Genomic DNA, 21,023 nt, shown 5'->3' on the forward strand with positions numbered 1-21,023 from the left:
CCCAAGCAGTAGGCTAACGGAGGATACCGACCATGACTGATGCAAAGAAACAAACGCTCAAGCAACCTTCTGCACAAAAGCAGCCGACAGAGAAGCGACCCACGGAAAACGATGTGCCGGCCCATGCCACCGAGGCAGAAAAACAGCGACTCAAGGACTTCAACAAGGACGGCATTCCGCCGGGCTCCTGTTGAGCAGTCCACTCTGCCGACAGACGCCACGTGGCGGTTTACCTGTTCGCAAGCTCCGGGCAGTATGACGGCCTTTGATCGGCCGCAGGGGAGCCATACGACATGAGCAGCATCACCATTGACCGATATGTGCCGGGTGACGAACAGGGCATCACGGCGTTGATCGTACCGATTCAGCGTGAAGAATTCGGCATCGAAATCACCGCCGAAGATCAGCCGGACCTGATGCAGATCGAGTCGTTCTACCAGGCCGGCAACGGCGATTTCTGGGTGGCACGCAAGGACGACCAGATCATCGGCACCATTGGCTTGAAGGACATCGGCGAGGGCAATGCGGCACTGCGCAAAATGTTTGTGGGCGCACAGTGGCGAGGCCGGGAATTCGGCGTGGCCAGACAGCTGCTGGATCATTTGATCGAATCGGCGAGGGCGCGTGGCGTGCGCAAGATCTACCTGGGCACGACGGCGAAATTTCTCGCCGCGCACCGGTTCTATGAAAAGCATGGATTCGAACTGATCGACCAGCAGCAGCTTCCCGCAAGCTTTCCGCTGATGGTGGTGGACACGCGTTTCTACGCGCTGGCGCTCTGAGCCGCGCAATGTCCCGAACCTGTCATGAAGGTGCGCGCAACCAGCGCGCACCGTTGTTGCACCGCCGCCCCCCGTGTTCATTCCATCACGCTGCACTCCCGACAAACTGCTTCAAGGCGCCGTGGTCCAAGCCGACATCTCTTACAGATCCTGACCTTACCGAGGTTCTGCCTCCCATTACTTGAGTAGTCTTGATGACCCGCCTTTCCGCCGATGACCGTATCCAGGTGTCTCGGGACGCGACCGTTGAATACTGGAAGCACCTGCTGCCGATCGTCCAGATCGCCTTTGCCATCCATATTCTGCTGTTCGGCCTGTTCGTGATCGTCGACATCCCCATTCTCTGGGCCACCAACGCAGCGAGCATGGCCGCGTATGTCGCCTGCCTGCTGGCGATCCGCCGGCGTGCTTATCGCTGCGCGGGCATGCTGATCTGCACCGAAATCGTCGCTCATGCAGTAATCGCCACCTGGGTGCTGGGCTGGGACAGCAATTTTCATTTCTACGTGTTCTGCACCATTCCGATCATCGCCTTCAGTTTCCAGGCGGCGCCCATCCGTCGAGGCTGTCTGAGCGCTGCCGTCCTGGGGGTCGCGGTGCTGGGGTTCTTCTTCCGCCATCGCGTGGCGGTCACCAGCATCAGTGCCGACGTGCAAGACCTGTTCGGGCTGTTCAACGCATTCACCGCCACCGCATTGTCGTTGCATGCGACCGCGCTGTTGGTGCGATTCAACTTGTCCATGCACATGAACCTGTTTCACTCGGCCCATCGTGACAGCCTCACCAATCTGTACACCCGACGGCGCGTCATGCAACGCCTGCGTCAGGGCGCCGGCACCGCCAGGGCAACTCCCACGGCCATCGTCCTGATCGACATCGATCATTTCAAACAGATCAACGACCGCCATGGTCACGACGTCGGCGACACGGTGTTGCAGCGGATCGCTACCGTCATTTCAGGCTGCGTGCGCACCACGGATATTGCGGCACGTTGGGGTGGTGAAGAGTTTCTGGTGCTGATGCCGGACACAAGCCTGGAGGATGCGCGCCACATCGCCGAGCGCATGATGCATCAAATCCGTCAGCAGTCGGGGCTTGTCGACGGCAGGGCGCTGAGCCTGACGGCAACGCTGTCGGTGGTGACGCTGCAGGCCGACGAGACCTTCCGCGATGCGCTCAACCGTGCCGATCAGTTGCTGTATCAGGGCAAGCAGGAGGGCCGCGACCGCCTGATGCTTGCAAGCTGAAGGCGTGCGTCACTTGCGCGGCGTGGTTCTGACCCGCTTCAAGCGTGCAATGGCGATGTTGTGAAGATATTGCCGCACCGCATCATGGTGCGCCTGGCTGACGTGGTTGCAATCGAGTAACCCCAGCAGATAACCCTCGGCCATGGCGTGGTAACGCGAAACGCCCTCCCGGGTTTCGCTGGTCTGAAGTTTCGCCACCAGCTCATCGATGCGCGTGCGATTCTCGCGGGAGAACCAGCCTTCCTGCGGCGCCATGCCCGCTTCCGGATCCGGCACACCCTCACTTAAAACGTCTCTCACACGACCTCCGACCGTACAGTATTCAGACGATGACCTCGGCGGCGCTCGTGCGCCGGTTCCAGCGTCAATTCATAGCATGGAATCAACGCGAAGGGCCGAGGAACGAGCCTTGTGCGTGGCGCGTCGACCGTTCAGCCAATTCACAGAACCCTGTGTCACCGGCTTCCTCCAATTCGTGTGGCCTGACCGTTACGGGCCGATGGAGGTGCTTGTGAACAATGACATGCGCACGCAGGGCGGATCGGGTGCAGATGCGCCCATCGAACCACTGGAACCGGGCAGACCGGATATCATGCCCAACCCGCCACCTGACATACCTGACGGTGCGTCGACGGAAGGGGAACGCCCGCTCGATCCCGATGGCGGGATGCTTGAAGAAGACATGGAGGACGTGGACGTTAACAATTCGGTGTCTGAGGAAAACCCACCGAGCCAGTGATTCAGGTGAACAGGCCTACACCCGGCGGCGCGATCTCAGCATCACAGTTTGCCGATATCGCCCGTCGCCTCGGCCACCGTCGCCAATAGATCCTCGATCTCTTCGATAGAGGCCTGCAGGCTGCTGAAACACTGCGTCAGCGACTGCTTCGAGTCGACAGTCTGATTGCCCCGCAGCGGTTCGACCTGGTGCAGCTCAAGCTGTTCAAGCTCCTCCACGGCCTTGCGCAAAGTGCGCAACATGCTGGCAATGGCGATGATGTGTCGTTCGCTGGCGTTGGTCATGTTTCATCCCCGATAGAGACGCGTTCGCCTGGACTGCACTTCAGCGTAGCGGACTGCACGCCCGGAACACAATGTCGTTGGTTCGCAACCGTGTGGTTTGCTCATGACGGCTGGGCAATCTCCACCGCACGCTGACCCGCCGGCACCGGGCGGCCGAAGAAATATCCCTGAAAATGCGTGCAGCCTTCTGCGAGCAACTGTTGCAGCTGCTCGTGGTTTTCGACGCCTTCGGCGGTGGTTTTCATCATCAGGCTGGTGCTCATGCCCATGATCGCCCGAATGATTGCCAGCGCTTCTTTGCTCTCGTTCATCTCACGCACGAACGACATGTCGATCTTGATACGGTCAAACGGAAACGAGCGCAGATACCCCAGCGAGGAGTAGCCCGTGCCGAAATCGTCCAGCGAGATCGTCACGCCCAGCGCTTTCAGCGCCCGCAGCGTATCGAGGTTATCTTTGCTGTTTTCCAGCAACACCGATTCAGTGATCTCAAGTTCCAGCCGCCCGGCAGGCAAGCCGGAATCGGCCAGGGCCAGTTCGACCATGTCGACCAGACCGGTGTTGCGAAACTGCATCGGCGACAGGTTGACCGCCACCGTGTGGCGCGGATCCCAACCGGCCGCTTCCTGACACGCCAGGTTCAGCGCCCGCTTGCCGATCTCGTGAATCAAACCGGATTCTTCGGCCAGGGGAATGAAGTCATTGGGCATGATCGTGCCCTTGGTGGGGTGCGCCCAGCGCATCAGCGCCTCGTAACCCGAGATTTCGCTGCCGCGCTGCCCGACGATTGGCTGGTAATGCATCTGTAGCTGCCCCAGATGCAAGGCTGTGCGCAACTCGGTTTCGACCGCTCGGCGATTGCGCGCGGATTCATCAAGTTCCTGGCGGAAGCACTCGAAGCGATTGCGTCCGTTGCGCTTGGCCTCATACAGCGCCATGTCCGCATAACCCAGCAGCTGCTCGGGCTGGTCGTGGTCAGTGGGCGCAATGGCCACGCCGATACTGACGCCGACCAGGCAGCTGTGGCCTTCGATCATGAACGGCGTGGCGACGGCATTGATCAGTCGCTGGGCGGCGAGTTGTGCAGCGCCATCGGAATCCAGGTTCGGCAGGACGACCGCGAACTCGTCGCCGCCGAGGCGGGCGAGGGTGTCGTCGTCGCGCAGTTCTCGGCGCAGACGCTGGCCGAGCGCCCGCAGCAACTTGTCGCCGAACGCATGGCCAAGAGCGTCGTTGATGTTCTTGAAATTATCCAGATCGAGGCACAAGACTGCTGTCAGCTTCTGCGCCTGACCTGAACGGGACAGCGCGTCGACCAGTTGCTCACGCAACCGCGTCCGGTTTGACAGCCCGGTCAGTGCGTCATGGTGGGCCATATGATGAATCTGGGCCTGTGCGGCAATCTCTTCGGTGACGTCCTCGGCCACCAACAGCAGATAGTCAGATTGACCACCCGTGTGCTGGCCCCGCAGGACGCGGCTGCGCAAGGTGCGCGGACCGATGGCGGTCTGGACCAGGGTTTCCGCCTCATGGATGCGGTTGCCATGCAGCCCTCTGGCCATCTGCTGATCCAGAAAGGCCGCCGCTGCAGGGGAGACCACGTCTCTGGCGTAACCGCCGGCCATTTCAGTCTGATGCGAGGCGAACAGATAAGCCGCCTGATGGTTGGCCAGCAGAATCTTGCCGGTCTGCGCGTCCTGAGCGATCACTGCGGCCGGGATGTTGCTGATCACCGAGTCGAGAAAACGCGAGAGTGACGCCAGCTCCTTGCTCTGTCGCTCGGCCTTTTCCTTGCTTTTGAGGAGCTGCAGTTCGTGCTGGCGCTTTTCGCTGATGTCTTTAGTCACCTTCGCGAAGCCAATCAACCGGCTGCGGTCGTGTTCGTCGTAGATGGCATCGATGACCACGCTCGTCCAGAAATATGAACCGTCTTTACGCTGGCGCACGCCCTCGGCCTGGAAGCGTCCTTCGCGCCGCGCGATCGCCAGATTTTGCCGGGGAATGCCCGACGCGCGATCTTCAGGGGTGTAGAACACCGAGAAATGCTGGCCGACGATTTCCTCCGCCGTGTAACCCTTGGCCCGCTGGGCGCCCGCGTTCCAGTTCGCGACGACGCCGTCCGGAGTGAGCATGTAGATCGCATAATCCACCACGCTTTGAATGAGCAGGCGGTACATGACGTCGGAATTTTCAAGCTGCGGCATAGGAGTCACACCTCTTGATGGAGCAGAGCTCCCAGGCGCGCCTGCATCAAGGCAGGCTCGAAGCACCGTTGGGGTGGTGGCATTATGCCTACATTTAGACAAATGTTGTACCGGATATGAACCTTGTACAAGAAAATGTGCCGAGGCATGTGTTTGGGCAGTCATCCTCTCGTCTTGCGGGGTGGGAAAGCAGAAACGGGGGTGAGGGCGCGGGAACGCTCAGGCGATGTACTGGCTCAACCTGAGGTTTGATGGGAAGGATCAGAGGAGGACTAGTCTCGACCCGGTCTCCCGCCAGCGCGCGCTGCATTCGAAGCATGAACGCAACGCGCCTGGACAGCGGTCACCAGGTGCGATTTTTCAGGGAGTTAGCACCAGAGTGAAAAAAGTCGTTGGACGATCCGCTGATATCAGCTTTCCGGGGCGCCGCGTTCAACCATCTGTTGCCACTGCTGCACGCTGGGGCGCGCTTGCACCTTGGCGTGCCATGCCCGCAGCGCTTCACATTCCTCGGGCACGGCCAGCTTGACCAGCGAAGCGAAGATCATGCCGCCGAGAACGGCGATATCGGCCATCGAAAAATGATCACCGGCGACGTAGGGCTGCTGCTGCAGCACTCGGTCGAAGTAGTGCATGCCCCTTAGCGCCTTGTCACGCGTGCGCAGGCCCCATTCCTGGTTCTGATACAGCTCGACCTTCGGGCCGAGGCCCGGCGTGGCGTGGTGGAAATAGACGCTCACGGCGTCGAGAAACTCGATCTCGGCCCGCTTGGTCATCATGTGGATCAGGCCCTTTTCCAGCGGCGTTCTGCCGGTGAGCAGCGGATTGCCATCCAGAGCGTCGAGGTATTGAGTGATGGCCGTGCATTCGGCGATCAGCGTGCCGTCGTCCAGCTCGAGTACGGGTAACGTGCCGGAATAATTGATCGCCAGAAATTCCGGCTGCTTGTGCTCCCCGGTCCACAGGTTGACCGACACGAAATCAACGTGCGAAAGCATGTTTTTTTCTGCCAGCGCGATGCGCACGCGGGCAGGGTATGGACCGTTGAACCAGTCATGGATTTTCATGCGGGCGCCTGGGTTGGAAGGAGCGTCGGAGGAACGAATGTGAGGTTGCATGGTTTCACCTGTCTGTCAGTTGGTAGGTAAAACTTTGGACGCAAATCGATGCACTGTCAACCCCCTGCCTGTCAGTTGGCAGGTAACCTGATTCCGGCGTAGAATCGGGCATTGGCTGGCAAAGGAGGACACAGATGTGAGCAAGAACGCCCGTGAAGCGATTTTGGACGCCGCGAAAACCGCAGCGCAGTTGCATGGTTATGCAGGCATCAATTTCCGTAGCATTGGCGAGGCGGTAGGCGTGAAGAACGCGAGCATCTACTACCACTTCGCGAGCAAGGCCGAACTTGGCGCAGCCGTCGCGGCACGCTATTGGCAGGACACCGCTCAAGTGCTGCAAGGTATATGCGCGTCCACCGATGATCCGTTTGAATGTCTGGCGCGCTACCCCTCTATCTTTCGCACGTCGCTGGAGGACGGCAACCGCCTGTGTTTGTCCAGTTTCATGGCCGCCGAGCATGAGGATCTGCCCGACGAGGTCAAGGAACAGGTGCTGGCGTTCGCCGACACCAATGTGGACTGGCTGGCGCAGGTATTGGCCAAAACCGGGTTCGACCAACCAGGAAGTGAGCGTCGCGCCCGCGCCATTTACAGCGCGGTCGCGGGGGCACAGTTGATTGCCCGAGCGCGTCTGGACATTGCCGTGTTCGACGAACTGATCGCCAGTTACCGCGAGTCCGGCCTGATTCCGACGGCCGCTGCTTGAGGGATCTGAACGTCGCGTTTACGGCAGCGCCGCACAGGCGCGACCGGCTGACCCGGCACAACGGTCAGCCAGTCGCCTTTCACGTCCATGATGTCTCACAGTATTGCGTTGAAAATCGCGGTCAGGCGCCCGCGGGCACGCTCATCCCGCCATCTGCCATCACCACCGCACCGACAATGTAAGAGGCCCGCGCGGAAGCCAGGAAGGCCACAACTTCTGCAATTTCTTCTGGTTGGGCGGCACGCTTGATCGGCGTGTTCGCACCGTGTTGCGCCAGGAACTCGGGACCGTCATCCACGATATCGTTCAGGATGTTGGTGATCACGTCGCCGGATCCGACGGCATTGACACGGATGCCATGATCAATGGCCTCGAGCGCCAACGCTCGCGTCAACTGGGCAAGCGCACCTTTGGACGCGGCATAGGCAGCGATCGTCGGAAATGCCTGATACGCCGCATAGGACGCGATGTTGACGATGGCGCCGTGCCGATTCGGCGTCATCACTTTCACCGCTTCCCGAGCGTGCAGAAATGCGGCGGTGGTGTTCACGGCCTGAATCCGCTCCCAGTCCTCGCGGGTCATGTCCACCACACATTTGTTGATGATGATGCCAGCATTGTTGACCAGGATGTCCAGACGGCCGAAATGCGTGATGGCCGCTGCGACCGCCGCTTCGGCCGCGCCGTCCCGGGTGATGTCGGCAACCAGCGGAACCAGTCCCGGCCTTGCCAGTTGTTCCACCGTCGGGCTGATGTCTTCAGCGATTACCTTTGCTCCGCGTGCATGCAGCATCAGGGCGACGGCGCGCCCGATACCGCTGGCGGCGCCGGTGATCAGTGCCACTTGACCTTCGAATTCACGTGTATCTGCAGTCATCTCTTTCTCCCGTATGTATGCGCGGCAGCAGGCTGGCTGCCGTCGACACGTCCACCTTGCGCTATCCGGGTGTCCGCGTCTGACGGGTTTGCGCCAGACTGTCGGGGTTTTGCTTTTCTTTGCTGACTCTGGCTACGCTGTGAGGATATCTCTCCAGTAGCCGACCACAGACCTGGCACCATGGAAAAAACCGATTCGGTTCCGGATTCACCTTCACCCGCGCGCATCTCTGCGCGGAACATGCCTGATTACTTGCCGATGGGTGCGCATCAACCGGTCGGGGAACAGCTGGAATCACAGGTCCAGATTCAGTTGTTCAGGCATCGCAGCGTCGGTCAGACACTGACCGTTCCGGCTGTCGCGGAACCGCTACTGGTGCTGGTCCTGTCGGGTGCGGCGCAGGTGCAGGAGCGTGCGATCGACGAGCAATGGACTGCGACGGCGGTTGCCGCCGATGACTTCTTTCTGACGATGTCGCCGGAGCCATACGAGATGCGCTGGCAGACGGAACATGAGGCAGGCTTTGAGGTGGTGCATGTCTACCTGAGCCAACGGCTTCTGGACCTCGCTGCCCGTGACGTGTTTTCCAGCGGGCATGGTGCCGTGCGTCTTCGGGAGGTGTCGGGCGGGCATGGTGCCGTGCGTCTTCGGGAGGTGTCGGGCGGGCACGATGAGCTGCTGGCCCGGCTGGTGAGATCCCTGCTTCAAGAAATGACCTCGAAGCCCAGAGCCAGCGTGCTGTATCTGGAAAGCATCGGCCAGGCACTGGCGGTGCATCTGGTGCGATGCTACAGCGATGATGGCGGGTCGCTCAGCCGAGCCAATGCGTTGCCTGCGTACAAACTGCACCGGGCGATCGAAACCATGCGTGATGGGCTGGACAAGGCCTTCGACCTCGGCCGGCTGGCATCGCAGGCGAGCATGAGCGTTTCACACTTCAGTCGTTTGTTCAGCAAAGCGACGGGGCGCAGCCCGTCCCGGTACTTCATCCACCTGCGCATGGAAACGGCACGGCAACTGCTGCTGGAGTCGGACTTGAGCATTCTGGAGGTTGCTCTGGAAGTCGGATATGCCAGCCCGAGCCATTTTGCGCAGGTGTTCAAGCGCTACTCGGGCGTTACCCCGCGTGAATATCGGCATCCGCGATAAGCGGCTGGCGGTCTGTTCCGGCCTGCTCAGCTCGATCACTCAGTCTGAGGTGAGTCAAACACTGTCGATGCGCAATCTGCGTCTATGCTTGAGCGGCACCCCAATGGTCGCGCCGCCTGACTCGACATCACGCGCCCCGCAGGCCACAGCAGTCTCATGACAAGACCCGAACAGGGAGTCACGCGATGAAAACGCCGTTGCTCGTCACGCTGTTTTGCTGTGCCACTTTAGCGTTGACCGGGTGCTCCAGCGCCCGCGTCGATCCCAGTCAGTACTCCGGATTCCTCAAGGATTACAGCCGTCTCAAGCCCGCTGAAAGCGCCAGCGGGGCGCCTGTGATGCGCTGGATCGATCCAGACGTGAAGCTTGAAAGATACACCCGCGTGTACATCGAGCCGAGCCAGTTTTACCCCAAACCACAGCCCACGGCGGTGATCTCGGCGCAGATGCTGCAGTCGATCACCGGCTATTTCGACACCGCTCTGCGCCGCGAACTGGGGCAAAACCTGGCCCTGGCGCAAGGGCCTGGCCCCGAGACGCTCATCGTTCGGCCGGCCATCACCGCGGTCTCCACCCGTGCCGAGGGGCTGAAACCGTATGAGGTCGTGCCGATCGCGTTGGTGGCGGCGGCTGTCAACACCGCCGCCGGTGGACGGGACCAGAGCGTTGAAATCGCCACGGAAGCGGCTTTTCTGGATTCGGACACCAATAGTGTGCTTGCGCAGGTGGTGCGCAAGGGCAGTGGCAAATCGCTGGAAAACGACAAGGCACAACTGACGCTGGACGACGTCAAGCCGGTGCTCGACGGCTGGGCCAGAGACATGCGACTGGCTTACGAGAAGCTGAAGAGCAAGCACTAGCGAACGGGACAGCGGCCGCCGCGTGCCCGATCAGGTCTCGCCGCGCGAGGCGAACACCGCCTTGAGCACGGGTACCGCTGACATTGCTTTCGGCCAACCCACATAGAACGCCAGGTGGGTGACCACTCCGCCAGCCTGCTCGCGGGTCAGGCCGTTGTCCATCGCGCGATTGAGGTGAAAGGTCAGCTGCGCGGACTGATTCTGACTGATCAACGCCGCGACGGTGATCAGGCTTCGATCCCGCGGTGCGAGGTCCGTCTGGCGCCACACATCGCCGAACAGCACTTCATGGGTGTATCGGGCCAGTCCAGGCGCGGTGCTGCCTACTGCCTCGTCAACGGCAGCCCGGCGTCTGGTTCGCTCTGCGCGTCCAATTGCAGCGGTTCGCCGGCGGGAGGGGTGATCTGCGCAGGATCCAGGCCGTTTGTAAAGTGCCTGCAGGAGAGGGCGGTGCTTTTCTGCGGCGCGCTTGCGTTCTTCCTTCGACGCCGACTGATTGAATGGCCACCATTCGGTATTAAGCGTGTAAGTGTCCGTGGCCATCTTTTTACGCGCACCCACTCGGATAAAGCGGGATTTGACGACAGGCCCGATCCAGGCAGGATCCGGAGCGAGGCAGAGCTCCAGGAAACTCTCGGCATACGTGCGGCGCATCTCAAGCAGGGGAGTCCTGGTTTTGATGAGCGTCCACAAAAGGAGCCGCTCTACGTGAGTGCGGTAGGAATTGAACGTTGACTCGTTGCCGGCGTAGGATTTCAGGAAACTTCTGACGGCTCGATAACTTTCAGCGGCTTGAGGCTCGGCTGGAAAGGTTGCCAGGTAATCGGTGATGGAGGGCAGTTCATGTTTCAATGAGCTGAAGTTAAGCTGAAGCTCGACTTAGCTAGCCGCAGCTACTTCAATGGCCTCATAAAGCTCATCGACATGCGCATGTCTGCTAAAGCCCCGAAGCGCCAGGCTACTCGTTTGCATGCTCCGCCCCAGATCAGTGACCTGCCGATGCTCCCGCACTCAATCCTCCCGGTTTTATGCGTGGATTCTTGGCGATGGAGTCACAGCGAGGTACCAGCCGCTGGGTGGCCAATAGTGCGGAATGGACAAATTCCTAGGTGCCAACGCTAGTGCCTCTGTGAGGCATCCCGCATTGGTCAGCCGCAAGCCACGATTCTAGATGGCTCAAGAGAGCTTGAACCTTCGCCGACGGCTTCGGGCCTGCCGGAATCACGGCATAAACGTCGGCAGGCGCCAGCCGGTATGATTCGAGCAGCGCGATTAGCTGCCCGGTGCGCAATTCCTCACCCGCCATCAAGCGAGTACCTAGCGAAATGCCCATACCGGCCACGGTCGCTGCCAGTACGCCTGCTGCCGAGTTGATCCAAAGCTTGGCGTGTACATCGACGGAAGTGATCGTCCTGTTGCGTATAAATCGCCAGCTTTCACTGCCGAACGAGCCAGGCTGAACGATGCAATCATGTCTGGCCAGGTCTGCCGGCGTGGTCGGCACGCCATGAGCGGCGACATAGGCGGGCGCTGCAATGACGACTCGTTCGACTGTTGCAAGTTTTTTTGCACCGAATGTCGAGTCATCCAGCATCCCGATATTCAGGCGTATCGCAAGATCGACACCATCCGTAATGAGGTTTTGGCGTGCGTCGCTCATCGCCAGTTCGACCCTTAGGTCCGGATGGCTAGCCAGAAACGGCGCTAACGCCGGGATGATTGCCCGAGTCCCATACATCAGCGGCATCGCGAGTCGGATCACACCGTGGAGAGAATCTACTCCTCGGGTGGCCTGTTCGGCTTCTTCCATTTCCGCCAGCAGGCGCTTCGCGCGTTCCAGGTAGAGCGCGCCGGCATCAGTCAGGGAAACGCTACGCGTGGTGCGAAACAGGAGTTTTGTTCCTAGCCGCGTCTCTAACGCCCCGATGATGCGAGTCACCGACGGCTGCGAAAGTCCAAGCTCGCGTCCCGCCCTGGAAAGGCTCCCCGTGTCCGCCACGCGGACAAACACGGCCATTTCTTGCCAGCGATCACTCATTCGTAATTCTGATAAATGTTATAGATTTGCGGAGGGTACTCTTCCTTTAGCGAATAGCTCAATATCTTCTTCACGGCGCCAATGCCGGGAGTGCGGAGAGTTGAGATGAAGTACCAACACAAGCTCGACGAGATGCGTGAGAACTTCGATAACGGACGCTTTCCATCGGTTCAGACCCAGGCCCAGCTTGACACAATGCAGCGCGCGACCCAGGCGCTCATCGACAGCCGACAGGCAGAGAACGCTCGACTTTGCGCCAGAGTCCTCGCTTTGGGACATCGCTGGCATGACCGTGAGTTCACGGGCGCTCCCTGCTCAGGGGCCGCTGGTCGTAACTTTCTATCGCGGCGTGTGGTACCCCTATTGCAATCTTAACCTACGCGCGCTGGAGGAGATCCGGCCTGAGATTGAGGCGCGAGGCGCACGACTCATTGCGATCTCTCCCAGACGCCCGCGAACAGTCTCAAGTTGCAGCACGAGAGCAATCTGGGTTTTCCAATCCTCAGCGATGCAGGCGTGGCCGTAGCGGTCGTCTTCGGTCTGCGCTTTTGGCTGCCAATAGACCTCATCGAGGTCTACAAGCTGTTCGGAAACGACCTCGCTGAGATCAATAGCGATCCTTCCTGGGTTCTGCCGATGCCGGCGCGTTATGTCATCGGAACCGATGGCGTGATCGCCTATGCCGAGGTTAATCCGGATTGCACCCGGCGCCCAGCGCCATCTGAACCGTTGCCCGTGCTCGACCGCTTCCGCGGACGTGCGCTGGCCTGATACCTATTCATAAACCACGAAGAAGGAGTCCAGTGTATGGCTATCAAGATCTACGGAGACCCCGGCTCAGGCAGCCGTCGCCGCGTTACGGCCGCTGCGGCCCCCATGGGAATCGACATTGAGATCGTGAATATCGACCTCTTCAAGGGCGAGAGTCATACACCTGAGTTCCTTGAACTCAACCCTCACGGTTTGTCGCCCGTGATGGTAGACGGCGACTTCGTTCTCTACGAATCCGCCGCCATCAATCTTTATCTCGCTGAGAAGGCGAATAGCGACCTGGCGGGTAGATCCGCTCAGGAGAAGTACGAAATCCTTCAGTGGATGTTCTGGTCCGGCGAGCAATGGCGCGTGTTCGCAACACTCACCTTCGACGAGGTAATTGGCAAGCGCTTCATAGGTCAGTCTGCGGAGGACAAGATCGTGCAACTCGCGGCTGACAAGCTCCGTGCCGCAGCCGCAGTGCTGGATAAACATCTCGCAACACACACGTACATTGTTGGAGACCGGCTGACCTTGGCTGACTTCGATATCGCCAGCCCTTTCTCTCAGAACGAAAGAACCAGGATCCCGCTTAACGAATTCCCAAACCTGGTCGCCTGGCAGCAGCGCCTGCTACAGAACGTACCGAGCTGGGCAGCTACGAAGCGAGAAGTTGACGAACGCATTGACGGCGCTCTTGAAGTGGCTGGTATCACGCTCTAAACAGGGTGCGGGCGCCTCTTTGGGGCGTCCGGCGCCGACTGAGTAGGCAGACCCATGAATATGGTCTTGACTGGTCGGAACTCGGTCGTCACAGCATCGTCACTCTGGTTCAGAAAAACCAGGTAATTGCCGGACTCAAAAGTGATTCTGAAACCGATCTATCGAGTAGCCTGATCGTAGAGGGAGTTCAGAACGCCTTCCGCTTCGCAAACCGTGTCGTCTTCAAAGTGGGATATTGACAGTGCTGCCAGAATATTTCCCTCCTCAACAGCCGGTCGCGTCGGGCTTGAGATCGAAAGGCGGCGGTGTCGTTATGGGCGACAGATCAATCCCTGCGCTTTCACCTTTGTGGGCGCGGAAACCGACAATTTACCGGCAGAGATGACGCAGGAAATTCAGGCTTTCGCGGAGGTGAACGTCGCTTGGCTGAGCAGGCTTCTCATAGCCGCCAACCTATGCAAGCCAGAAGACGCGTTCCAGAAACCCTGAACGATGAAGAGGCTTACCCATGTTGGTATTGGGGATTGGCGTAAAGCGTGGAGCGAATTGAGGTAAGGTCCTGAACGTCCAAGTCCAGGCGATAGCCAATGCTCCGCGCCGCTGCTGGCAAACCCAACGAATTGAGTACTTTCTCGCTGTTTTCAGCCAGATTATCTGCACCGGCCAGTTGGAGCCCCGGTGGCGCTATGGTTCCGGCTTCCCAAGGCATTGCGCGAATCTGTCACAACGTAGTGATCTGTCCGTTGCGATCCAGCTCAAACACTTTGTTGCCCTGCAGTTTCTCTTTCAGCCAGCGTCCAGCCTTGCCCAATGGTCGTTGGCGCGCCCATAAAATGTCGACGCCAATTTGCCAGTCGGTGTGCGGGTAGGCCGAGAGGGGCAGTTCGACCAGTTCGCCCCTGACCAGCTCGCGCTGGATAAGCTGACGGGGGAGGGTTGCCCAACCGAGCCCAGCTCGGACCATTTCCAGCAACGCCAGGTAGCTCTCAGCTTGCCACAATTGCGTCGAACGCAGGTACTCGCTGCTGGGCAATTTGTTCGCGTGCGCGCTGAATGCCAACCGTCGATGTACGTGCAGGTCATCGAACGTCACGGTATCGAGTTGTGCCAGTGGATGATCGGGATGGCAGACGTGCAGCATGATCAATTTGCCCAATTGCTGAAACGCCAGTTCTTTCGCATAGCCCGGTTGCGAAAACGCCACGCCGAGTTCGGCCGCTCCACTGCTCACCAGTTCACTGACGTCACCGTGCACCGGATGGCGGATGATCAGGTCCACGAAGGGAAACGCCTGCTCGAAGGCCTTGAGCACCGGCATGATGGGTCCGTAGGGCGTTTCGATGGCCAAGGTCACGCTGGGTTCGACGTTATCCGACAGGCATTGGGCATGTGCCTCGAAGGTCATACAGCGCTCGAGCACGGCTTCTGCGTGGGTCAGCAATTTGTGGCCGCTGGCGGTGAGGGCAGGGCTGCGGTTGGTGCGATCAAACAGATCAATGCCCAGATCGGTTTCCAGATTGGCAATCGCTGCGCTGATGGTCGATTGCGTCTTGCCCAATTTACGTCCAGCGGCAGAGAAAGAGCCGCTTTTGACCACTTGGGCAAACATCTGCAGTTGATCGAGTGAAAAGCGCAATCAGTTTTACTCCTGGGCGAACGTGGCGGTTTAAGCATCAAGAAGAGTGCATGAGTGGGCCGCGAGTTGGCCATCGAAAAAATCGATAGTAGCCAATTTGTTTCATCGCTAAAAGCGCTCGAATATGGCTCTGCGTCAATCTATTCGAGGGCGGAGCCATGGGGCGACCGCCCCTGCGAATGAATGCGATCTCACCCTCTGCCGCACTTTCAGGAGCTTGTGACATGAATACACAACGCGTTCATCCGGTGGACGAGGTTTTGCCCATGCGTCAGTTGCTTACTTTCGGCTTGCAGCATGTGCTGGTGATGTATGCAGGGGCGGTCGCTGTGCCACTGATCCTGGGCAGTGCAATGGGGTTGACTTCGGCGCAGATAATTTTGCTGATCAACGCCAACCTGCTGACGTCCGGCGTGGCCACGCTGATTCAGACGCTCGGGTTCTGGAAGTTCGGTGCGCGCTTGCCGCTGATCCAAGGCTGCTCGTTCATTGCCCTGGCGCCGATGGTCATGATCGGCAAGGATTTCGGGCTCAGTCAGATATTCGGGGCGGTCATTGCCGCAGGCTTTATTACGATTGCCCTGGCACCGGTATTCAGCCGTCTGTTGCGATACTTTCCCCCTGTGGTGATTGGCAGCCTGATTACCATCATCGGCGTCTCGCTGATGCCGGCTGCCGCGATCTGGCTGGGCGGCGGCAACCCTGGCGCGGCAGATTTCGGCAGCCCCGCCAATCTGTTGCTCGGCCTGACGACGGTCAGCGTGACGCTGGTGATCTATGCCCGATTTAATGGCTTTATCGGCAACCTCAGTGTGCTTATCGGATTGTTTGTCGGCAGCCTGATCGCCGCAGCCTGTGGCATGACCCATTTCAGTCGAGTGAGCGAAGCGGCTTGGTTTGAAATGAGCGCTCCGATGGCATTCGGCGCGCCGCAATTCTCGCTGGGGCCGATTCTGATCATGACCCTGGCAATGCTGGTGATCATGGCGGAGACCACTGGCAATTGCCTGGCGATCGGCAAATTGACCGGCAAGCAGACTACTCAAATAACCCTGGGCAATGCGTTCCGCGCTGATGGTCTGTCGACTATGCTCGGTGGCTTGTTCAACAGTTTCCCCTACAACGCCTTCACTCAGAACACCGGTTTGATTGCGCTCTCAAACGTCAAGAGCCGCTTCGTCGTGGCGGCTGCCGGGGCCATCATGGTGCTAATGGGGATGTTCCCCAAACTGGGTGCATTGATCGCAGCGGTGCCCACTCCCGTGCTGGGTGGTTGCGCGATCGTGATGTTCGGCATGACCACCGTGGCAGGGATTCAGGAACTTTCGCGCGTGCAGTTCGAAGGCACTCGCAACGCCATCATCGTCGCGGTGTCGGTCAGTGTCGGCGTGTTGCCGATGTCTTTCCCTCCGTTGTTCGAGCACGTCGGCTCTACGCTGAAACTGGTGCTGGACAGCGGGATTTTTCTCGGTGCGATTACTGCCATTCTGCTCAACGTGCTGCTCAACAATGAAAAAGAATCGACCGACAGCGTTGGCGTCTCAGCGGCTGAATGAGTCGACTGATCTTTGTTTTTTCACTGCCCAAGGAGTTCCCATGAATCAATTCACTCAGCCCATTCCGGCCGGCGTCAGCGATCTGGATCTGGGGTTGCTGCGCCAGGCCATCGCCTTGTCGCAGGCATCAAAACAACGTGGTCGTCATCCATTCGCGGCGCTGGTGGCTGACCGCGATGGCAAGGTGATTGTCGAAGCAGGCAACAATTCGATGCCGCCGCAGGGCGATCCCACGCAGCACGCCGAACTGGTCGCTGCGGCTGGCGCCGCGAAGATTTTGTCTGCGCAAGAGCTGGAGCAGTGCACGCTGTACACCAGTGCCGAGCCCTGCTGCATGTGTGCCGGTGCGGTGTATTGGACCGGGATTGGACGCGTGGTTTACGCCTTGTCGGAGCACTTGTTACTTGGGCTGACGGGGGATCATCCCGAGAACCCGACGTTTGCTTTGCCGTGTCGCGAAGTATTTACCAGGGGCCAGCGCAAGGTCAGCGTATTGGGGCCGATGCTAGAAGCCGAGGCCGCCGAAGCTCATATAGGGTTCTGGTCATAAAGGGGTTCTGCCGGAACGTCAGGCTGGGAGGCTGGGGCTCTTTCATCACAGCGGCTAGCTCCAGCGTATCGATGTCCTCGATAGCCCCGCCTGCGGCTTTAAGTAACTCTCTGCCGATAGAAGAATGATTCGGAGCAGAAGGTCGACGCTACATAGTAAGCCACTGGTTGGTCAAGCGGCTGCTTTTGGCCTAAAGCAGTCAATCATGACCAGCACTGTCGACCAGTGTCCGTATGGATTCGCAGACATTGAGATTCGGACAGTCGCTAGCGCGTGCCGACGCCTCTGAGAAGACCATGAAGATATTTTATGAAAGCGCCAGCGTTCCACGACCATGCTCCAAGTAAAAAGCAAGAGATGAGTATCATGCGGTAAAGAGCACCGTCACCGACGGGTTGCTTTGTCATGCTGGCTGAGCTAAGGGCGAGAATAAATACCGATAGGAGAAAGAAAAAGAGTGCCCTTCCCAGCAGGTACAGCAGAACCCGGATCGTGGGACGCTCGATCCACTGACTGGGCTTTATTCGAACGGTTATCGCCCACGTCAGATGGAAGAGTGACGCATAGGCAAAGCACACCCATGCATAGCGGGCAACATGGTCGCTGATGGAGAACCAGGAGAACGGCGGTAACAGCTTCAGCGTTAGGCCCAAGCTGACGTTTCCGGCGCCCAGCGTATAGAGTCCCAGCCCCAACAACGCATACAGACCCACGACCACTACGAATTTCAAATACACTCCCGTTTGCTCCAGTGGAACGGTTTGAGCAGGGGCGCTCCAACAAAGGGAGATTCAGGTGACGAGTTATTTGTTGACCTGACTCCCACTCCAAGCCCGGTTTGAGCAAGCACGATGATGACGTTGGGGGCTGCGCCTGTCTCAGTGCCCCATTTAGAAGTGGTCCCAACTGGGTTGGCCCGCAAGCTCTTGCGCGAGGTAGTCTACAAAGCTGCGTAGCTTGGACGGAAGGTACTTCGAGGTTTGGTACACGGCATGGATCTCGAGATCCGCAGGCTTGAAATCAGGCAGCAACTGGATGAGAGAGCCATCGCGTAGGTGCGGTCCGAATACGAAAGTTGGGCCATAGGCGATGCCCAGCCCTTCAAAAGTTGCAGACAAAAGCATCTGCATGTTGTTGGCCTGCATACGTACCGGCCCGTCGATCAGGTGTGGATTGCTTCCACCGTCATGTAACACCCAGGCACCGGACGAGACCGCTTCGCTGAACGCCAGTCGGGGAGCAGATTCTAGATCTTGCGGGTGTTTGGGGATACCTATGAGTTCGAGGTAAGCCGGGCTAGCGCAAAGCACCATTCGACACGGCGCCAATGGCCTTGCGATCAGAGATGAGTCAGGGAGCCGGCCAATCCTGATGGCGACATCAATCCCGGACGCATGGAGATCAATATACCGATCATCGGCAATGACCTCAGCGTTGACTTGAGGATGGGCTGTAAGCCAGCGACCGATGATTGGAGCAACATGAAGCTCGCCAAATGTCACTGGGACTGCGATGCGTAGCGTACCTCGGATGACGACACCGCTGTCGCTAGCTTCCTGGCCTGCTTCTTCAAACTCTTCAATGATGCGTTTACAACGCAGGTAGTACGCTCGCCCTGCATCAGTAGCGCTGAGTTTACGAGTGCTGCGTTGGATCAAGCGGACACCGAGCTGAGACTCCAAAGCACTTACATGCTTGCCGGCCATTGAGGCTGAGAAACCGTAACGGCGACCAGCAGCGACCAAGCTGCCGTCCTCTAGCGCAGAGACAAAAATGCTGATGCTGGTAAACCGGTCCATTGCTTTCATTCGATAGCCAGAAGACGGAGTGATGATAGCAATTTGTGGATTATCGTCTGTACGTTATCTATCTAACATGCAGCCGAACAGTCCCATTAGAAGGTGCTTACGGATGGTTTTGCTCGCAAACGGTATCAACATTGGCTTCAAAGACGAGGGTAAGGGAACTTCAGCAATCGTGTTCCTCCATTACTGGGGAGGCTCGTCACGCACTTGGGACGACGTAGTTGCAGCCTTGCCTTCAGGCTATCGTCTGATCAGACCAGACCTGCGCGGGTGGGGGGACTCTCTACCCGCTCAGTCGGCAACAGCTTCCAGCTACGCCCTTGGCGATTTTGTGGCAGATGCTCAAGCGCTGTTTGAGCAATTAGAGCTTGAGAACTATGTGCTGGTTGGCCATTCGATGGGTGGGAAAATCGCGCAGCTCTTGGCGTCCAAGCGTCCTGCCGGGTTGAAGGGGCTGGTGCTCGTTGCCCCTGCACCCCCGGGTCCGCTGAATTTGCCGCCGCCGGCTCTTGAAGCTATGGCATCCGCTTATGAGTCTGCCGATTCGGTGGGGATGGCAATTGATCACATGCTCACGGGAAAATCACTGGGTGAAAAGCACCGTAAGCAGCTAATCGAGGACAGCCTTAAAGGGTTGCCGGAAGCGAAGGCAGCATGGCCTAAGTCCACTAGCCAAGAGGACATAACCGGTGAAGTCGGCAAGATCAATGTCCCAACACTGATCATTGCAGGGGAGTTGGATAAAGTCGACAGCCCCGCGGTCTTGAAGGCCGAGCTTCTTACGCGAATTCCTCGCGCCCGCTTGGTTGAGCTGGCCAGCACAGGGCATTTGTCTCCGCTGGAGTCGCCGACAGAAATCGCTGATTCCATTGTGAACTTCATCGAGGAACTGCCCGCCTGAAAAAGGCAAGAAACCGTTGAGTGGGCAGCTGCGCAGGCCGCTCACTCCCGAATAGCCGTAGCTGGCGGCCGCAGTGCCGACCGGGCTTCAGCAGGTTGGGCTATGGAGCAAGAGTCGCCAGTTCGTTGACAGCCTTTGTTCAGATCAGCTTGCGTTAGCTAGCAGTCTTGTCACTGCTGCCGCAATGACCAGTCGATCTCACTCGCCCGATGTGTCGGCACGCGCGTGACAACGTCTTTCAAACAAGTCTAAAGATCAAGCCGATTCGGCCCCGCCGACAGCCCGGTGTGTACGCGTTTATTCGTCCTGACGGCGCGTGTAGTGCAGTAAGCGATCTGTTTCTGTCTTGACTGCCCGATAACACTCGCAGCTGAGCCTCTCCAGACGCGGACGATCCAGCACCGTGATTTGTCCGCGGCTGTATTCGATGACGCCCTGGCGTTGCAGTTTACCTGCCGCTTCCGTCACGCCTTCCCGACGCACGCCGAGCATGTTGGCGATCAATTCCTGAGTCATGTTCAGGTGATTGCCCTGCAAGCGATCAAGGGACAGCAGCAGCCAGCGGCACAGCTGCTGATCGATCGAGTGATGACGGTTGCACAAGGCGGTCTGTGACATCTGCGTGATCAGCGCCTGGGTGTAGCGCAGCATGAGCAGGAGGAGATCGCCGTGGCGGTTGAACTCCTTTTTCAGCTTTTGCCCCGGCAGCCTGAAGGCGAATCCCGTGCTTTGCACCACGGCACGACTGGAGGTGCTTTCGCCCCCCATGAATAGCGCGATACCGACCAGCCCCTCATTGCCCACCACCGCAATTTCTGCGGACGAGCCATTTTCAGTGACATGCAGCAAGGATACGATCGAGTCGGTCGGAAAATACACGTGACGCAGGGTATCGCCGGGTTCGTACAGCACATCGCCCAGCGCCAGGCGCACCTGCTCAAGATGGGGTGCAAGGCGCTTCAGCTCGTCCGCCGGGAGCGCGGCGAGCATGTGGTTGTCGCTGGGCCGGGGTGGGGCTGGCATGGCAAGGCACCGTCATTAAGGAGAGGGCGTACCGGGTCAGGGTACACGCTTGTACCCCGGTGCTGGGGCCTT

General features: G+C 58.9%; 24 protein-coding genes. 13 read left to right on the plus strand and 11 right to left on the minus strand.

What is annotated here, in order from left to right; translation table 11 throughout:
• Nucleotides 1-32 precede the first annotated feature (32 nt).
• The 3 genes from BMZ10_RS27645 (at nt 33) to BMZ10_RS03090 (ending at nt 2,029) form a co-directional block, all read left to right on the plus strand.
• On the plus strand, nt 33-194 hold the full coding sequence (locus BMZ10_RS27645; protein ID WP_177182013.1) for a hypothetical protein: 162 nt from the start codon (nt 33-35) through the stop codon (nt 192-194).
• A 99-nt stretch (nt 195-293) separates the two neighbouring features.
• On the plus strand, nt 294-782 hold the full coding sequence (locus BMZ10_RS03085; protein ID WP_093458578.1) for a GNAT family N-acetyltransferase: 489 nt from the start codon (nt 294-296) through the stop codon (nt 780-782).
• Nucleotides 783-976: 194 nt separating this feature from the next.
• A complete protein-coding gene (locus BMZ10_RS03090; RefSeq protein WP_093458579.1) occupies nt 977-2,029 on the plus strand; it encodes a diguanylate cyclase in 1,053 nt (350 codons plus the stop codon).
• A 9-nt stretch (nt 2,030-2,038) separates the two neighbouring features.
• On the opposite strand, the gene BMZ10_RS03095 is transcribed toward BMZ10_RS03090, so the two are convergent.
• Nucleotides 2,039-2,329: a hypothetical protein gene (locus BMZ10_RS03095; protein ID WP_143070244.1), complete on the minus strand. Its 291-nt coding sequence runs from the start codon at nt 2,327-2,329 to the stop codon at nt 2,039-2,041.
• A 211-nt stretch (nt 2,330-2,540) separates the two neighbouring features.
• On the opposite strand from BMZ10_RS03095, the gene BMZ10_RS03100 reads away from it, so the two are divergent.
• Nucleotides 2,541-2,768 (plus strand): hypothetical protein, encoded by a 228-nt coding sequence (locus tag BMZ10_RS03100; protein WP_143070245.1) that lies wholly within the window; start codon nt 2,541-2,543, stop codon nt 2,766-2,768.
• 41 nt (nt 2,769-2,809) lie between these two features.
• Here the strand turns inward: BMZ10_RS03100 and BMZ10_RS03105 are convergent, their stop codons facing one another.
• From BMZ10_RS03105 to BMZ10_RS03115, 3 genes are all read right to left on the minus strand, one after another.
• Complete coding sequence (locus BMZ10_RS03105; protein WP_093458582.1) at nt 2,810-3,052, minus strand: hypothetical protein; 243 nt, start codon at nt 3,050-3,052, stop codon at nt 2,810-2,812.
• A 101-nt stretch (nt 3,053-3,153) separates the two neighbouring features.
• Entirely contained in the window at nt 3,154-5,256 is a 2,103-nt protein-coding gene (locus BMZ10_RS03110; RefSeq protein WP_256214312.1) for a sensor domain-containing protein, read from the minus strand.
• 410 nt (nt 5,257-5,666) lie between these two features.
• Nucleotides 5,667-6,323 carry a glutathione S-transferase gene (locus BMZ10_RS03115; protein WP_093458583.1) on the minus strand — a complete coding sequence of 219 codons (657 nt, stop codon included), beginning with the start codon at nt 6,321-6,323 and terminating at the stop codon, nt 5,667-5,669.
• Nucleotides 6,324-6,510: 187 nt separating this feature from the next.
• Here BMZ10_RS03115 and BMZ10_RS03120 point away from each other — a divergent pair, with 187 nt between their 5' ends.
• Nucleotides 6,511-7,080 carry a TetR/AcrR family transcriptional regulator gene (locus BMZ10_RS03120; protein ID WP_093458584.1) on the plus strand — a complete coding sequence of 190 codons (570 nt, stop codon included), beginning with the start codon at nt 6,511-6,513 and terminating at the stop codon, nt 7,078-7,080.
• A 121-nt stretch (nt 7,081-7,201) separates the two neighbouring features.
• Here BMZ10_RS03120 and BMZ10_RS03125 read toward each other — a convergent pair whose 3' ends face one another.
• A complete protein-coding gene (locus tag BMZ10_RS03125) occupies nt 7,202-7,957 on the minus strand; it encodes an SDR family NAD(P)-dependent oxidoreductase (RefSeq protein ID WP_093458585.1) in 756 nt (251 codons plus the stop codon).
• A gap of 240 nt (nt 7,958-8,197) precedes the next feature.
• Here BMZ10_RS03125 and BMZ10_RS03130 point away from each other — a divergent pair, with 240 nt between their 5' ends.
• A complete protein-coding gene (locus BMZ10_RS03130; protein ID WP_093459940.1) occupies nt 8,198-9,106 on the plus strand; it encodes an AraC family transcriptional regulator in 909 nt (302 codons plus the stop codon).
• A gap of 185 nt (nt 9,107-9,291) precedes the next feature.
• Nucleotides 9,292-9,966, plus strand: a complete 675-nt coding sequence (locus tag BMZ10_RS03135) for a DUF3313 domain-containing protein (protein ID WP_093458586.1) — start codon at nt 9,292-9,294, stop codon at nt 9,964-9,966.
• Between the two features lie 30 nt (nt 9,967-9,996).
• Here the strand turns inward: BMZ10_RS03135 and BMZ10_RS03140 are convergent, their stop codons facing one another.
• Together BMZ10_RS03140 and BMZ10_RS03145 are read right to left on the minus strand one after the other, a co-directional pair.
• The gene (locus tag BMZ10_RS03140) at nt 9,997-10,620 is read right to left on the minus strand and encodes a carboxymuconolactone decarboxylase family protein (RefSeq protein ID WP_256214313.1); all 624 of its coding nucleotides are present in this window, start codon (nt 10,618-10,620) and stop codon (nt 9,997-9,999) included.
• A gap of 451 nt (nt 10,621-11,071) precedes the next feature.
• Nucleotides 11,072-12,004, minus strand: coding sequence for a LysR family transcriptional regulator (locus tag BMZ10_RS03145; protein WP_177182033.1), 933 nt, complete (start codon nt 12,002-12,004; stop codon nt 11,072-11,074).
• A gap of 286 nt (nt 12,005-12,290) precedes the next feature.
• Here BMZ10_RS03145 and BMZ10_RS28135 point away from each other — a divergent pair, with 286 nt between their 5' ends.
• The 3 genes from BMZ10_RS28135 to BMZ10_RS03155 are packed head-to-tail and all read left to right on the plus strand — an operon-like array spanning nt 12,291 to nt 13,480.
• Nucleotides 12,291-12,530, plus strand: a complete 240-nt coding sequence (locus BMZ10_RS28135; protein WP_371265916.1) for a redoxin domain-containing protein — start codon at nt 12,291-12,293, stop codon at nt 12,528-12,530.
• Nucleotides 12,473-12,775 (plus strand): thioredoxin domain-containing protein, encoded by a 303-nt coding sequence (locus BMZ10_RS28140; RefSeq protein WP_371265954.1) that lies wholly within the window; start codon nt 12,473-12,475, stop codon nt 12,773-12,775. Before BMZ10_RS28135 ends, BMZ10_RS28140 begins: the two co-directional genes overlap by 58 nt.
• Before the next feature lie 36 nt (nt 12,776-12,811).
• Nucleotides 12,812-13,480, plus strand: a complete 669-nt coding sequence (locus tag BMZ10_RS03155) for a glutathione S-transferase family protein (protein ID WP_093458588.1) — start codon at nt 12,812-12,814, stop codon at nt 13,478-13,480.
• A 721-nt stretch (nt 13,481-14,201) separates the two neighbouring features.
• Here BMZ10_RS03155 and BMZ10_RS03165 read toward each other — a convergent pair.
• Entirely contained in the window at nt 14,202-15,116 is a 915-nt protein-coding gene (locus BMZ10_RS03165) for a LysR family transcriptional regulator (protein WP_093458589.1), read from the minus strand.
• 224 nt (nt 15,117-15,340) lie between these two features.
• Here BMZ10_RS03165 and BMZ10_RS03170 point away from each other — a divergent pair, with 224 nt between their 5' ends.
• Both BMZ10_RS03170 and BMZ10_RS03175 read left to right on the plus strand, forming a co-directional pair.
• The gene (locus BMZ10_RS03170) at nt 15,341-16,672 is read left to right on the plus strand and encodes a nucleobase:cation symporter-2 family protein (protein WP_093458590.1); all 1,332 of its coding nucleotides are present in this window, start codon (nt 15,341-15,343) and stop codon (nt 16,670-16,672) included.
• Between the two features lie 40 nt (nt 16,673-16,712).
• Complete coding sequence (locus BMZ10_RS03175; RefSeq protein ID WP_093458591.1) at nt 16,713-17,222, plus strand: nucleoside deaminase; 510 nt, start codon at nt 16,713-16,715, stop codon at nt 17,220-17,222.
• A 266-nt stretch (nt 17,223-17,488) separates the two neighbouring features.
• On the opposite strand, the gene BMZ10_RS03180 is transcribed toward BMZ10_RS03175, so the two are convergent.
• Nucleotides 17,489-17,953, minus strand: coding sequence for a hypothetical protein (locus BMZ10_RS03180; RefSeq protein WP_143070246.1), 465 nt, complete (start codon nt 17,951-17,953; stop codon nt 17,489-17,491).
• 159 nt (nt 17,954-18,112) lie between these two features.
• Entirely contained in the window at nt 18,113-19,030 is a 918-nt protein-coding gene (locus tag BMZ10_RS03185; protein ID WP_256214315.1) for a LysR family transcriptional regulator, read from the minus strand.
• Between the two features lie 103 nt (nt 19,031-19,133).
• Here BMZ10_RS03185 and BMZ10_RS03190 point away from each other — a divergent pair, with 103 nt between their 5' ends.
• The gene (locus BMZ10_RS03190; protein ID WP_093458594.1) at nt 19,134-19,928 is read left to right on the plus strand and encodes an alpha/beta fold hydrolase; all 795 of its coding nucleotides are present in this window, start codon (nt 19,134-19,136) and stop codon (nt 19,926-19,928) included.
• A gap of 297 nt (nt 19,929-20,225) precedes the next feature.
• On the opposite strand, the gene BMZ10_RS03195 is transcribed toward BMZ10_RS03190, so the two are convergent.
• Complete coding sequence (locus BMZ10_RS03195) at nt 20,226-20,951, minus strand: Crp/Fnr family transcriptional regulator (RefSeq protein WP_093458595.1); 726 nt, start codon at nt 20,949-20,951, stop codon at nt 20,226-20,228.
• Nucleotides 20,952-21,023 lie beyond the last annotated feature (72 nt).

The sequence above is a fragment of the Pseudomonas sp. NFR16 genome (assembly GCF_900108875.1).
Taxonomy (GTDB): Bacteria; Pseudomonadota; Gammaproteobacteria; order Pseudomonadales; family Pseudomonadaceae; genus Aquipseudomonas.